This window comes from Actinoalloteichus hymeniacidonis, from assembly GCF_014203365.1.
Classification (GTDB): Bacteria; Actinomycetota; Actinomycetes; order Mycobacteriales; family Pseudonocardiaceae; genus Actinoalloteichus_A; species Actinoalloteichus_A hymeniacidonis.
Genome location: NZ_JACHIS010000001.1, coordinates 734941 through 748749, shown reverse-complemented (window position 1 = coordinate 748749; position 13809 = coordinate 734941). Strand labels below are relative to the sequence as shown.

The following is a 13809-nucleotide window of genomic DNA, read 5'->3' as shown; positions in this document are numbered from 1 at the left end:
GCCGAGTCGACCACTCGGGCCTGTCGCATCCGGACGCGAAAGCCGGCCGGTCCACCATGCGAGACGTTCGTCCGGCTACGGTGTTCTGGTCGAAACCTGGACCATCCCACCGGCTGGAGGACCGTTGACGCGCATCGTGATCATGGGTGGAGGCCCGGCAGGCTATGAGGCCGCGCTGGTCGCCGCACCGCACGGGGCAGAGGTCACGGTTGTCGAGATCGACAACATCGGTGGCGGATGCGTGCTGTACGACTGTGTCCCGTCGAAGACCTTCATCGCCTCGGCCTCGGCCCGCAGCACAGCGCGCAGCGCCGACCAGCTCGGGATCGACACGGTGCAGGGCGAGGTCGGCGTCGACCTGCCGGTGGTGCACGGGCGGGTGAAGGGCCTCGCGTTGGCGCAGTCGGCCGACATCCGGGCCAGGATGCGACGGGAGAACATCCGGATCGTCTCGGGCCGCGCGCGGTTCGACGACGTGGCCACCGGGATGGCCGCGCACCGGGTGGTCGTCGAGCAGCAGGACGGCAACACGATCGTCCTGGAAGCCGACGTGGTGCTGATCGCCACCGGGGCGAACCCGCGCGTGCTTCCGGGGGCGGAGCCCGACGGGGACCGGATCCTGGACTGGCGGCAGATCTACGACCTGCCCGAGCTGCCCGAGCACCTGGTGGTGATCGGTTCCGGCGTCACCGGCGTGGAGTTCGCCTCGGCCTACACCGAGATGGGTGTCAAGGTCACCATGGTCTCCAGTCGGGACCGGGTGCTGCCCCACGAGGACGCCGACGCCGCCGCGGTGTTGGAGGAGGTCTTCGCCGACCGAGGCACCGCCGTGGTCAAGCACGCCAGGGCCGAGTCGGTGGAGCGCACCGAGACCGGGATCATCGTGCGGCTGCAGGACGGTCGCACCGTGGAGGGCAGCCATGCGCTGCTCACCGTCGGGTCGGTGCCCAACACCGACGATCTCGGTTTGGATCGGATCGGCATCACGCCGAACGCAGGCGGGTTCATTCCCGTCGACCGGGTCTCGCGGACCTCGGCACCGGGCGTCTACGCGGCGGGCGACTGCACCGGCGTCATGCTGTTGGCCTCGGTGGCCGCGATGCAGGGCCGGGTCGCGATGTACCACGCGCTGGGCGAGGCGGTGAACCCGATCAAGCTCAAGACGGTCGCCTCGAACGTGTTCACCAATCCGGAGATCGCCACGGTCGGCATCAGCGCCCAGAAGATCGACTCCGGCGAGGTACCCGCCCGCAAGATCATGCTGCCCCTGGTGACCAATCCCCGCGCCAAGATGGAGGGGCTGCGCTGGGGGTTCGTCAAGCTGTACTGCAGACCGGCCACGGGTGTGGTGATCGGCGGCGTGGTGGTCGCCCGCAACGCCAGCGAGTTGATCATGCCGATCGCGTTGGCCGTGCAGAGCCAGCTCACGGTGGACCATCTCGCCGAGACCTTCTCGGTGTACCCCTCGCTGACCGGATCGATCACCGAGGCCGGTCGACAGCTGATGCGGCACGACGATCTGGACTGATCCCTACTCGTCGTCCCCTCACCTGTCGCCGACCCCGGCGTCGCAGCACACTCAGGAGTCGTCGGACTCGGTCTCGACCCAGTCGAAGGTCTTGGTCACGGCCTTCTTCCAACTGCGGTAGTGCTTCTCCCGGCTGTCGACATCGAGCTCCGGGTCCCACTGCTTGTCCTGGGCCCAGTTCTTCCGGATGTCGTCCTCGGTGCCCCAGAAGCCGACCGCCAACCCGGCGGCGTAGGCGGCACCGAGCGCGGTGGTCTCGTTGACGACCGGGCGGATCACCGGCACACCGAGGATGTCGGCCTGGAACTGCATGAGCAGCTCGTTGACGACCATGCCACCGTCGACCTTCAGCGAGGTCAGAGCCACCCCGGAGTCGGCGTTCATCGCGTCGATGACCTCGCGGGACTGGAATGCGGTCGCCTCCAGCACCGCCCTGGCCAGGTGTCCCTTGTTGACGAACCGGGTGAGCCCGACGATCGCGCCCCTGGCGTCGCTGCGCCAATAGGGAGCGAACAGTCCGGAGAAGGCCGGCACGAAGTAGGTGCCGCCGTTGTCCGGCACCCCGGCCGCCAGTCGCTCGATCTCGGCTGCTGAACCGATGATCCCCAGGTTGTCGCGGAGCCACTGGACCAGCGAGCCGGTCACCGCGATGGAGCCTTCGAGGGCGTAGACGGCGTCGGCGGTGCCGATCTTGTAACAGACGGTGGTAAGTAGGCCGTTCTGGCTCATCACCTTCTCGGTACCGGTGTTGAGCAGCAGGAAGTTGCCGGTGCCGTAGGTGTTCTTGGCCTCGCCGGGGCTCAGGCAGGCCTGTCCGAAGGTGGCGGCCTGCTGGTCGCCGAGGATGCCCGCGATGGGCAGGCCCGCGAGGGCGCCGCGCTGCCGGATCTTGCCGTAGACCTCGGAGGAGGATCGGATCTCCGGCAGCATCGACATCGGGATGCCCATCTCGGCGGCGATCTCGGGATCCCAGGAGAGGGTGTCCAGGTTCATCAACAGGGTGCGCGAGGCGTTGGTGACGTCGGTGAGGTGCAGGCCGCCGTCGACCCCGCCGGTGAGGTTCCAGAGCACCCAGGTGTCCATGGTGCCCATCAGCAGGTCGCCCGCCTCGGCGCGGGCCCGGACGCCCTCGACGTTGTCCAGGATCCACTTGACCTTGGGCCCGGCGAAGTAGGTGGCCAGCGGCAGACCGGTGACCGAGCGATAGCGCTCCTGGCCGCCGCCCTGCGCGCCGAGCCGTTCGACGATCCGGTCGGTGCGGGTGTCCTGCCAGACGATGGCGTTGTAGACGGGCTTGCCGGTCTTGCGGTCCCACACCACGGCGGTCTCGCGCTGGTTGGTGATCCCGACGGCCGCGAGGTCGGCCTCGACGAGATCACCGTTGGCCAGGGCGCCCGCGCACACCTGTCTGACGTTGCGCCATACCTCTTCCGGGTCATGCTCGACCCAGCCTGCCTGCGGGAAGATCTGCTTGTGTTCGCGTTGGTCCACCGCGACCACTCGTCCGGAGTGATCGAAGATCATGCACCGGGAGGACGTGGTGCCCTGGTCGATCGCGGCAACATACTTCGCCATGACGCTATTCGCCTCTCTACCTACATCTATCGGGCCGTCGCAGCTGCGCCTACGGTCCGAGGTTGGTCGGTTGCGGATGTCACGCGTCGCCTCAGACGGGCAGTGCCAGGTAGGTCAGTGCCGCCAGCGCCGCGCCGATCAGCGGGCCGACGATCGGCACCCAGGCGTACTGCCAGTTGGGCGTGCCCTTGCCCTTGATCGGCAGTACCGCATAAGCGATCCGGGGGCCGAGGTCACGAGCCGGGTTGATGGCGTATCCGGTGGGGCCACCGAGCGAGGCACCGATCGCGACGACCAGGAAGGCCACGCCCGCATAACCCAGCGCTGCGTTGCCGAACACGGAACCATCCGGCCCTTCGGATGCTCCGGGGCTGAGCAGAATCCAGATCAGCAGGATGTAGGTCGCGATGACCTCGGTCGCCGTGTTCCACAGTTTGTTGTCGACGGTGGGACCGGTGGAGAAGATCCCCAGCGTGTCCTGCGGCTTGTCATGCGCATCGAACTGGAGTTTGTAGACCACCCAGGCGAGCACCGCGCCGATGAAGGCCCCGACGAACTGGGCGATCCAATAGGCGGGTACCGCGTCCCACGGTGTGTTTCCCGCGATCGCCTGCCCCAACGTGACCGCCGGGTTGATGTGTCCTCCACTGGCATCCGCGACGCTGGCACCCACGAAGACCGCGAAGCCCCAGCCGAAGGCGACCAACAGCCACCCACCGCCGAACCCCAGTGCCTTGTTCAGATTCACGTTCGCGACAACGCCCACGCCCAACAAGATGAGGGTCGCAGTGCCGAGCATCTCCCACACGAAGATGTCCGCAAAACCCATCGCTGGCCTCCCCGACTCTGACCGTAAGTATGGGTCGGAACACCGGTGGACGCCGGGCGGCAGAGCCAGGCGAGCAACGGTGCGACAACCTGGAATGATCGCGGACGCTACTGGCCCGTAACGATGTTGTCTACGGTCGAGCGATCACGTTGTGCATAGATTTCCCGTACGTGGTGTGCTGGAACAGCGCTTCGTCTGCCATCCACCATCTGGGCCTACCGGCGGGTAGCGTGGTGCCCGCCGCCCGGCGACGATCAACTCGGAACAGGTCGGCGTTGGTACGAGAAGAGGCACGGCCCGTAATCAGGGAGGCTAGCCCGGTGACAGAGCAGTTCGACGCCAAACCTGCGGCCGAGAGCAGCAGACTCGCAGCCGCAGCGGCACAGGCCGCAGTGGAAGCCGGGGCGCTGACCCCGGCCGAGCGGCGGCGCAACTGGACCAGACTGGGATCGGAGTCCTTCGACGTCGTGGTCATCGGCGGCGGCGTCACGGGCGCGGGCGCCGCCCTGGACGCGGCCACCCGAGGGATGCGGGTGGCCCTCGTCGAGGCGCGCGACCTCGCCGCAGGCACCTCCAGCCGATCGAGCAAGCTCTTCCACGGCGGCCTGCGCTACCTGGAACAGCTCGAGTTCGGTCTGGTGCGGGAAGCGCTGCGGGAACGCGAACTGATGTTGACCAAGATCGCTCCGCACCTGGTCAAGCCGGTGCCCTTCCTGTACCCGCTGAGCCACCGGCTGTGGGAACGGCCCTATACCGCCGCAGGCCTGCTGCTGTACGACACGATGGGCGGCGCGCGGTCGGTGCCCGGTCAGAAGCACCTGACCAGGGCAGGAGCCCTGCGGCTGTTCCCCGCGCTCAAGCGCACCGCGCTGGTCGGCGGGATCCGATACTTCGACAGCCAGGCCGACGATGCCCGGCACACGATGACGGTGGCCAGGACTGCCGCGCACTACGGCGCGGTGGTGCGAACCTCCACGCGAGTGGTGGACTTCCTCCGCGAGTCGGACCGGGTCTCCGGCGTCCGGGTTCGCGATGTGGAGACCGGCGAGGAGACCGACGTGACCGCCCAGGTGGTCATCAACGCCACCGGGGTGTGGACCGATGAGCTGCAACAGCTCTCGGGCAGTCGAGGCCGCTTCCGGGTCAAGGCCAGCAAGGGCGTCCACATCGTCGTGCCCCGGGACCGCATCGTCGCCGAGGCGGGCCTGATCCTGCGGACCGAGAAGTCGGTGCTGTTCGTCATTCCGTGGCGCAATCACTGGATCATCGGCACCACCGACACCGAGTGGGAACTCGATCTGGCCCACCCCGCGGCGACCAAGAGCGACATCGACTACATCCTGACGCACGTCAACAAGGTGCTCGCCACCCCGCTGGTCCACGAGGACATCGAGGGTGTCTACGCGGGTCTGCGTCCGCTGCTGACCGGCGAGAGCGAGGACACCTCGAAGCTCTCCAGGGAACACGCCGTGGCCAGGGTCGCGCCAGGACTGGTCGCGATCGCGGGCGGCAAGTACACCACCTATCGCGTGATGGCGGCCGACGCGATCGACGCCGCAGCGGTCGACCTGCCCGGTCGGATAGCGCCGTCGATCACCGACAAGGTCCCGCTGTTGGGTGCCGACGGTTACCACGCCCTGGTGAACCAGGCCGATCAGCTGGCCGCGAAGCACGGCCTGCATCCCTACCGGGTGCGGCACCTGCTCGACCGCTACGGCTCGCTGATCCACCAGGTGTTGGCGCAGGCCACCGGCCGCCCCGAGTTGTTGCGCCCGATTCCGGCCGCCCCGGATTACCTCCAGGTGGAGGTGGTCTACGCGGCGGGACACGAGGGTGCGCTGCACCTTGAGGACGTTCTCACTCGACGGACACGAATCTCGATCGAGTACCCGCACCGAGGTGTCGACTGCGCCGAGCCGGTGGCCCGGTTGATGGGCGAGATCCTCGGCTGGGACGAGGAGCGCCGGGCCGAGGAGGTCCGGATCTACATCGCCAGGGTCAACGCCGAACGGGACTCCCAGGACCAGTCGGACGACCAGGCGGCCGATGCCCGCCGGTCCACAGCGCCCGAGGCACGGCCGGACCTGCAGGAGAACGACTCGAAGGAGTAGGCCGAACCGAGGGCGCGGGCGTTGTGCGGCCCGCGCCCCGGTTCGGAGCCGCTAGAGTTCCGCGCTCTCCGCGGCCGCGAGGACGAATAGGTCCTCGACGTGGCGGTTCAGGATCTGTCGGGCGTGCTCGCCCTCCACCGCGATCAGCCACAGCCGTTCCCACACCCGCACGTACAGCGCGAGTTCGTCGGGATCGGTGATCTTGAGTTCGCCGGTGACGGTCTCGACCATCGCCGTCTCATCGACGATCCAGAAACCGTGTAAAGGGACCAACGGAAGGCGTCGGTTCAGCGGCAGCAGACCCAACCGCAGGTCAGGCGTGCCGATCGCGGCGACCAACCGATGCAGCTGCCCCGCCATGACGTCTCGCGAGGCGACCGGGTGCACGAGCGCCGATTCGGCGATGAGGATCTCGATCCGCTTACCGGGCTCGTAGAGGACCTGCTGCCTGCGCATCCTGGCTCGGACGGCCTCCTCGATGTCGTCGGGACCGCCGTGCAGTTCGAGGCTGGTCTGTAAAACCTGCCTGGCGTAGTCGGCGGTCTGCACGAGACCGGGGATTACGTTCAGTTCCATCGCGAGGATGCGATGGGCCCGCCGATCGCGGTCGATCGGCTCCTCCTGCCGGATCAGGTGACCGCTGCGCACCTGGTTCCGCCAGCTCAGGTACTCCTCCTGAAGCGCGGCCAGGTCCTCGACGAAACCCGCCCGGCTCGCCTCATCGAGCGAGACGGCCTCCAGCCAGGCGGCCAGATCCTCCTGGGTGGCCGTCTGACGCCCGCGCTCGATCTTGCTGACCTTGGACACCGCGGACCAGCCGCAGGCCAACGCCAGTTCCTTTCCGGTCAGGCCCGCCTGCTCCCTCAGCAGTCGCAGGCGTTCTCCGAGTTCCTCACGACGTTCCTCGAAGCTGCTGCCCACACTTCTCATCGCCTCTGGTCAACTGATCGTCATGTGCTCGTTGAGCGGGACGGCCTGGCTCCATGCGCGCCGTCGGTGCGCACGGTACTGCTCGATCCTGGTGACGTCGGTCGTCACCTCGATGCCGGTCAGTCGCCCGGAGCCGAAGTGCATGAGCGCCAAGATCGTGTCGTCGAAAAGCCAGAAATCCTGCGCGGGCAACAACAACCGCCTGGCCCGCTCCGAGGAGAGGACGCGGATGTCCTCACCTGCTGCTTCGTTGTCCGGCGCGACCGCCATCTCGAAGCGTTGGTAGTCGGTAGGGGGGAAGGCGACCACTCGGACTCTGGCGAAACTTCGGCCCTGCCTGGTGGCCGAGCTCACCGAGCGCAGCCACTCCGTCATCCAGGCGCGGTCCTCGCCGAGCTCGCCTGCGAGGAAACGACGGTACGGCTCCGCCTCCGAGACCTCCCGGTACTCGGATTGCGTTTCGAACCGCCAGGCGGATCGCCGGAAACGCGCGAACAGCCTGGCGAGTTCAGCACCGTCTAGGAAGCGGTGCACGGTACTTCCTCCGGGGCGAAGCCGAGCAACGCCGCAGGGATCTCGACCGCACCCTCGTTGATCGGGAGACCGCGTTCGCGCAGGACACGCAGCGCATCCGGGTCGACGACCCGGGTGCCCTGGACGATGTAGGTCCCGCGGTCGGTCAGGTACAGGTTGGGACAGTTTCCGGTCGTGGACGTAGAGCCCAGGAACGTCAACTCCACGATGACATCCTCCAAGTTTGGGTTGAACTACCCCACATTCTCGCAGCTTTCCCGCCCGTGATCATCATTCTCCAGCACATGTTCGTCCGATCAGGTGACAGAGCCAAGCATGTTCTCGAATTTTCTTGCCATATTCTCACCTGATTGGGGAAACTGACCTCACCGAAGAAGGTGGCGCGATCGAGGGAACCGGCCATGCTGAGCCTGTCATCGACCCTGGTTTCACTGGGCGCGGCGCTGCTGATGGTTGGCGGCCCGCTAGTGATCCTGAGCAGTCACGCTCGCCGCACCGAGGCCTACCGGGCGGATAGGCAGGCCGACGTGGCCAGTCGACCTGCCTGTGCACCATCGCGACCCGTCAGCCTCGGGTATTCGGCGTTCTCCACTCCACGACGATCGCCCACCGCGAGCAGGAGCAGGAATGAACGGCATCGGCGCCCTCGACCATCGGCACACCGGACCTCGACTTCTGCTCGTCCGATATCTGCCGGGCCTCGTCGGTGAGACCGCACGACTGGTGCACGTCTGCCCGGCGCCGCACGAGGCCGAGGGCATCCCCGAGGTGCTCACCGCCTACTGCTCGGAGCGGTTCGAGCGAGGCGACGTCGAGCTGCTCGAGGGCATGAGTGGGATGCCCTGCACCTGGTGCCTGCTCCGGTCCCCGTGAGCCCCGGGCTCGCTGCAGGCACACCCGGGGATGCCGAGGCATCCCACCCAAGCGCCGCCCCTGTCTGTCGTGACCCCGACCCGTCAGGCAGGGGCGGTACCCACCTCGACCCCACTGGGCACGGCGGACAAGGCCGCGAGTGCGGTGTGGGTGAACACCCGGACCCCAGTCAACAACGCCCGCTCGTCGAGATCGAACGAGGCCTGGTGCAGATCACGTTGTCGGCCGGTGCCGGACCACACTCCGAGGCGCGCGAAGGCGCCGGGCACCTGTTCGAGGTACCAACCGAAGTCCTCGCCGCCGGAGGACTGCTCGGTTCCCGCCAGCGCGTCGTCGCCCAACGCGGCCTTGATGCCCTTCCGGATCAGCCCGGTGCTCTCGCGCTCGTTGACCAGTGGCGGGACGCCCCGCTGGTGCCACAGCTCGTAGGACACCCCGGTCGGCGCCAGCAGCGCGGCGACCAGTTCCTTGATCAGCGGTTCGAGCTTGGCCCAGGTCTCCCGGTCGCCGGTCCGCAGCGTGCCGCGCAGCACCCCGTCCTGCGGGATCGCGTTCGGCGCCTCTCCGGCGTGGACCGCACCCCAGACCAGCACCGTGGACGATCGGGGGTCGACCCGGCGGGACAACAGGGTGGGCAGGCCGGTGATCACGGTGCCCATCGCGTGCACCAGGTCGCCGGTCAGATGTGGCCGGGAGGTGTGCCCGCCCGGCGAGGTGAACCTGATCTCCATCAGGTCGCTGGCCGAGGTGATCGCGCCGACCCTGGTCCCGACTCGACCCACCTCCAGTCGCGGGTCGCAGTGCAACCCGAAAACACGGTCGACGCCGTCGAGCCCACCGGCCGCGATGATGTCGAGCGCGCCCCGCATCACCTCCTCGGCCGGTTGGAAGAGGAACCGGACCCGACCGGGCAGCGCGGGGGCCGAGGCCAACGCCAGCGCGGTGCCCAGCAGCACCGTGCCGTGCGCGTCGTGGCCGCAGGCGTGGGTGACGCCGGGGGTGTTCGAGGCGTAGCTCGCGCCGGTGGTCTCGGTCATCGGCAGGGCGTCGATGTCCCCCCGCAGTGCGACGCAGGCCGGTCCGGAACCGACGTCGCAGATCAGGCCCGTCCCGCCGGGTAGGACCCTGGGCTTGAGGCCGACGGCGGTGAGCTGCTCGGAGATGTACGCCGTCGTGCCGTATTCCTGAAGGGAAAGCTCCGGGTTGGCGTGTAGATGTCTTCGCCACCGCACCACATCGGAGCCGTGCTCGGCGAGCCAGGCGTCCAGCCAGGACGGCCCTCGACCCGCTCCGATGTCCTCCACGCTGGCCATAGTGGTGGAAGGTTTCGCGAGTAGCTTCCCGGAGTCGCCCACTCTTGTGGGCCGGGTGGGGTCGGGGAGCTCGGTATCCGAGTCCAGGTCGGTCGTGAACTTTGTGTCGTAGTGCGAGTCCAACACGGTCATGCCGCACCTCCTGTCGCGGCGGGCTTTCCACTAGTGGCGAGCCTGCGGGTCGCGCCCGCAAGTAGTTCGGCCCGCAATCCCTCGTTCGTGACGGCGGAAACCACCGTCCACGCCATAGCCGTCGCACCGTCGAGGACGGCGCGGTCGGCCGAATCTGTGTTGCACGCCGCCGCGAAATCCGGCTGATGCGGCACCGCGTCGCCACACTCGATCGCGATCGCGGGATGGATTCCCGGGATCGACTGGGTGACGTTACCCATGTCGGTGCTGCCGATGATCCGGCTTGTCTCCTCGTCCCGACCTGCGGGAACGCGACCAAGCCTCACAATAGCCTCGCGATACGCCGCCACCAGTCGGGAATCGGCGCGCAGCTCTGCATAGTCCGGAGAGACCGTCGATGTCTCCATCGTGGCTCCGGTGGCCACTGCTCCAGCCTCCAGGCAACATCGGATCCGATGTTCCAATCGGCGAAGCGATTCCATCTCGGCGGCCCTCAGGTTGAACATCGCCGAGGTGTGCGCGGGCACGATGTTGGGCGCAGCCCCACCGTGGGTCACGATACCGTGCACCTGCTGGCCGGGTTCGAGGTGCTGACGGGCCAGACCGATCGCCACCTGCGCGACCGTCAGCGCATCGGCGGCGTTCACACCCAGCTCCGGAGCGGCTGCCGCGTGTGATTCCCGGCCTCGATAATGGACCTCGAGATCGGCGATCGCTCGCGACCGGGGCTCGCAGATCTCGTACGGCGAGGGGTGCACCATCATGGCCATCGCCACGCCGTCGAAGACGCCGCGCTCCAGCAGGAGGACCTTCCCGCCGCCGATCTCCTCGGCCGGTGTACCGATCAACCGGATGGTGATGCCCAGTTCGTCGGCGACCGGTTGCAGGGCCAGGGCGGCGCCCACCGAGGCGGCGGCGATGATGTTGTGCCCGCAGGCGTGGCCGATCTCCGGGAGCGCGTCGTACTCCGCGCAGAGGGCGACGACCAGCTCCCCGCCGCCCGAGCTCGCCGTCATCGCGGTGTCCAGCCCGCCCACACCGGTCGTCACCTCGAAGCCGTGTGCGCCGACCGCAGCAGCAACGGCGGCCATGCTCCGATGCTCCGCGAAGGCCAGTTCCGGTTCGGCGTGGATCCGATGCGAGAGTTCGAGGAGTTTCTCGGTGTGCTGGGCGACCGCCTGGGCGCAGCGGTCCTGCAGGAACCGCTCGCGATCAGATGTCATGTCAGATCATCTTGCCCCACTCGGCGCCGATATCGCCCGAACGGGGGTATCCAACCCGACGGGCGGTGGTTTTCATCGGCTATCGGGACCGGTTTGACCGCTGGGGTGAATTGCGCAACCCGACAGTGCGGTGAAAATTTCGCCGCCGAACGCAGCGCACCGATCGTGGGCTAACACCGCCGAACCCACAGACGACCGCGCCGACCGCTCGACGAGGCGAGCGGTCGGCGCGGGCAGACCCTACGGCTGATGCTTACGAGATCAGAACCGGAGGTCGGTCAGGTAGCGGTAGCCGACCAGTGCCGTCTCCAGGGGGTCGCTCGGGTCGTCGTGCTCGACCACGTACTCCCGCACCCCGGTGTGCCAGGTCTTGCGGAACAGCGCACCGAAGTCCACGGTGCCGGTGCCCAGGTTGGCCCAGGTCCCGTCCTCGGCCCGGTCCTTGACGTGGAACTGCTTGACCCGACCGAAGTGCTTCCACACGAACGGAACCGGGTCGACCTCGGCGTCGATCACCCAGAACAGGTCGAGCTCCAGGTGCACGTTCCAGGAGCGGGCCATCCTGGTGATGATGTCGATCGGCCGCTGCCTGCCCTGCACGGGCTGGAACTCGTGTGCGTGGTTGTGATAGCCGAACTGGATGCCCACCCGCCGGGCCTGCTCGCCTGCGTCGTCGAGCTGCCGGGCGAAGTCCCGCCATTCCCGCGCGGTCTCGAACTCGGCGTAGGGCACCGACAGGTACTGCTGGCCGAGCGTCTTGGCGTCCTCGAGGGTCTTGGTGAAGTCACCGTCGATCCCGGAGTGGCTGGAGGTCGCCGACAGCCCGTACTTGTCCAGCAGACCTCGGAACTCCGCCGCCGTGTAGTCGTAGGTGCCCGCCAGCTCCACCTTGCGATAGCCGATGGCGGCCAGCTCGCGCAGCGTGCCCTCGGTGTCCTGCTCCAACAGGGAGCGCAGGGTGTAGAGCTGGATGCTGATCGCGTTCTTGGGAACGCGCAGCTTGCCCCATGAAGTCGCGGCGGATGCCGCTTCGCCCGCCTGGACCGCGGTGCTCGCCTGTGCCGTACCGCCGAGCGCGACCGCCGCGCCGAGTCCGAGGGCGGCACCGGCCGCACCTCGCATCATCGACCGTCTGGAGAACGAACCTTCGTGTGTCATCGTTGACCGACCTTCCTGTTCCTGACCAGATCCCCCCACGTCTGTGCTGGTTCAGCTCTTGGAGCTGAACGCGGCGTCGAATGCGGCGGTGGGCTTCTCGAAGATCAATCCCCTGATGAAGCCGACGGCCTCCGCCGCACCGCGCAGCCGATCCATCCCGGCGTCCTCCCACTCCACCGAGATCGGCCCGCTGTAGCCGATGCTGTTGAGCGCGCGGAAGGACTCCTCCCAGTCCACGTCGCCGTGACCGGTGGAGACGAAGTCCCAGCCGCGTCGGGCGTTGGCCCACGCCAGGTGGGAGCCGAGCCGCCCGTTGCGCCCGTCGAACCGCTTCTTGGTGTCCTTGCAGTCGACGTGGTAGATCCGGTCGGCGAAGTCGAGGATGAAGCCCACCGGGTCGAGGTCCTGCCACACGAAGTGCGACGGGTCCCAGTTGAGACCGAAGGCGGGCCTGCGGCCGACCGCGTCGAGCGCACGCTGGGTGGTCCAGTAGTCGTAGGCGATCTCCGAGGGGTGCACCTCGTGGGCGAAGCGGACGCCCACCTCGTCGAAGACGTCCAGGATGGGGTTCCACCGGTCGGCGAAGTCCTTATAGCCGTCGTCGATGACCTCCTGCGACACCGGCGGGAACATCGCGACGTACTTCCAGATCTTGGAGCCGGTGAAGCCGACGACCGTGTCGACGCCGAGCTTGGCGGCGGCCCGAGCGGTGTCGGCCATCTCGGCGGCGGCCCGCTGTCGGACGCCCTCCGGTTCGCCGTCGCCCCAGATCCTGGCGGGCAGGATGTTCTGGTGTCGGTGGTCGATCGGGTCGTCGCACACGGCCTGGCCGACGAGGTGGTTGGAGATGGTCCACACCTTGAGGCCGTACTTCGCCAGGATGTCGAGCCTGCCCTGGACATAGCCGTCCTCGGCGAGTGCACGGTCCACCTCGAAGTGATCGCCGGAGCAGGCGATCTCCAAACCGTCGTAGCCCCATTCGGAGGCGAGCCTGCAGACCTCCTCGAACGGGAGATCGGCCCACTGGCCGGTGAACAGCGTGATGGGTCGGGTCATCGCGGAATCCCTTCGGTGTGTCGTCACCAGGTGTCGGATGTGTCGGCTGTGGTGTGCGGCGCGATGCGCGCTGGGTCGACCCGTGGGTCGTGGGTCAGCCTTGCCTCTTCTTCCGGAATCGACGGCCGTAGAAGACCAGGGCGAACAGGGCACCCGCGACGAGCAGCGCGAGGACCTGCCGTCCGGACTCGCCGCTGAAGATCGACGAGCCCTCGCCGCCGGTGCCCTCGCCGGACGAGGTCTCGCTCTCCGGCGCGGTCTCCCCCGTCGCCGCCAGGTGTGCGGTGGTCACGGCCTCGGCCATGACCTGCCGCGATGGGTCGGGCACCGCATCGACAACCGAGGCGGCCGTCGCCGGAATCGACATGAACAACAGCCACAGGGCGGCGGCAAGCACGGATCGAAGCGCTGTGCGCATCGCATCCTCCCGTTCTTCTTCTGCTGCAAGGACATCTCGACACACCGAAAGAGATCCAACGGTGTCGAGTCTGCCTGCCGCGTGGCCTGTGGTCACCCGCCTTCATGGTCGATCTTCCGACGGTCGACG

Annotated in this window: 13 protein-coding genes; 3 read left to right on the top strand and 10 right to left on the bottom strand. The window is 67.7% G+C overall.

Going from position 1 to position 13809, the window contains the following annotated elements; translation table 11 throughout:
* The first annotated feature begins 124 nt into the window (after nucleotides 1–124).
* On the top strand, nucleotides 125–1528 hold the full coding sequence (locus BKA25_RS03455) for an NAD(P)H-quinone dehydrogenase (protein ID WP_069852189.1): 1404 nt from the start codon (nucleotides 125–127) through the stop codon (nucleotides 1526–1528).
* 51 nt (nucleotides 1529–1579) lie between these two features.
* Here BKA25_RS03455 and glpK read toward each other — a convergent pair whose 3' ends face one another.
* Nucleotides 1580–3103 (bottom strand): glycerol kinase GlpK, encoded by a 1524-nt coding sequence (glpK, locus tag BKA25_RS03450; RefSeq protein WP_069852191.1) that lies wholly within the window; start codon nucleotides 3101–3103, stop codon nucleotides 1580–1582.
* A 91-nt stretch (nucleotides 3104–3194) separates the two neighbouring features.
* Complete coding sequence (locus tag BKA25_RS03445) at nucleotides 3195–3932, bottom strand: MIP/aquaporin family protein (RefSeq protein ID WP_069852193.1); 738 nt, start codon at nucleotides 3930–3932, stop codon at nucleotides 3195–3197.
* A gap of 392 nt (nucleotides 3933–4324) precedes the next feature.
* On the opposite strand from BKA25_RS03445, the gene glpD reads away from it, so the two are divergent.
* Nucleotides 4325–6043 (top strand): glycerol-3-phosphate dehydrogenase, encoded by a 1719-nt coding sequence (glpD, locus tag BKA25_RS03440; RefSeq protein ID WP_069854073.1) that lies wholly within the window; start codon nucleotides 4325–4327, stop codon nucleotides 6041–6043.
* A 51-nt stretch (nucleotides 6044–6094) separates the two neighbouring features.
* Here the strand turns inward: glpD and BKA25_RS03435 are convergent, their stop codons facing one another.
* Genes BKA25_RS03435 through BKA25_RS03425 form a run of 3 tightly spaced genes read right to left on the bottom strand, consistent with a single transcriptional unit; the run spans nucleotide 6095 to nucleotide 7713 of the window.
* Nucleotides 6095–6964 (bottom strand): helix-turn-helix domain-containing protein, encoded by an 870-nt coding sequence (locus tag BKA25_RS03435; RefSeq protein WP_236750385.1) that lies wholly within the window; start codon nucleotides 6962–6964, stop codon nucleotides 6095–6097.
* Nucleotides 6965–6982: 18 nt separating this feature from the next.
* Nucleotides 6983–7507 (bottom strand): DUF6879 family protein, encoded by a 525-nt coding sequence (locus BKA25_RS03430; RefSeq protein ID WP_069852197.1) that lies wholly within the window; start codon nucleotides 7505–7507, stop codon nucleotides 6983–6985.
* A complete protein-coding gene (locus BKA25_RS03425) occupies nucleotides 7492–7713 on the bottom strand; it encodes a hypothetical protein (RefSeq protein WP_069854074.1) in 222 nt (73 codons plus the stop codon). Before BKA25_RS03425 ends, BKA25_RS03430 begins: the two co-directional genes overlap by 16 nt.
* A gap of 421 nt (nucleotides 7714–8134) precedes the next feature.
* On the opposite strand from BKA25_RS03425, the gene BKA25_RS03420 reads away from it, so the two are divergent.
* Complete coding sequence (locus tag BKA25_RS03420; protein WP_069852199.1) at nucleotides 8135–8380, top strand: hypothetical protein; 246 nt, start codon at nucleotides 8135–8137, stop codon at nucleotides 8378–8380.
* A gap of 83 nt (nucleotides 8381–8463) precedes the next feature.
* Here the strand turns inward: BKA25_RS03420 and BKA25_RS03415 are convergent, their stop codons facing one another.
* From BKA25_RS03415 to BKA25_RS03395, 5 genes are all read right to left on the bottom strand, one after another.
* Nucleotides 8464–9825, bottom strand: coding sequence for an amidohydrolase (locus tag BKA25_RS03415; RefSeq protein ID WP_069852201.1), 1362 nt, complete (start codon nucleotides 9823–9825; stop codon nucleotides 8464–8466).
* Nucleotides 9822–11048 carry an amidohydrolase gene (locus BKA25_RS03410; RefSeq protein WP_157421277.1) on the bottom strand — a complete coding sequence of 409 codons (1227 nt, stop codon included), beginning with the start codon at nucleotides 11046–11048 and terminating at the stop codon, nucleotides 9822–9824. Before BKA25_RS03410 ends, BKA25_RS03415 begins: the two co-directional genes overlap by 4 nt.
* A 261-nt stretch (nucleotides 11049–11309) precedes the next feature.
* Nucleotides 11310–12206, bottom strand: coding sequence for a sugar phosphate isomerase/epimerase family protein (locus tag BKA25_RS03405; RefSeq protein WP_069852203.1), 897 nt, complete (start codon nucleotides 12204–12206; stop codon nucleotides 11310–11312).
* Between the two features lie 51 nt (nucleotides 12207–12257).
* Nucleotides 12258–13262, bottom strand: coding sequence for a sugar phosphate isomerase/epimerase family protein (locus BKA25_RS03400; RefSeq protein ID WP_069852205.1), 1005 nt, complete (start codon nucleotides 13260–13262; stop codon nucleotides 12258–12260).
* A gap of 94 nt (nucleotides 13263–13356) precedes the next feature.
* Nucleotides 13357–13680: a hypothetical protein gene (locus tag BKA25_RS03395; RefSeq protein ID WP_157421278.1), complete on the bottom strand. Its 324-nt coding sequence runs from the start codon at nucleotides 13678–13680 to the stop codon at nucleotides 13357–13359.
* Nucleotides 13681–13809: the final 129 nt, after the last annotated feature.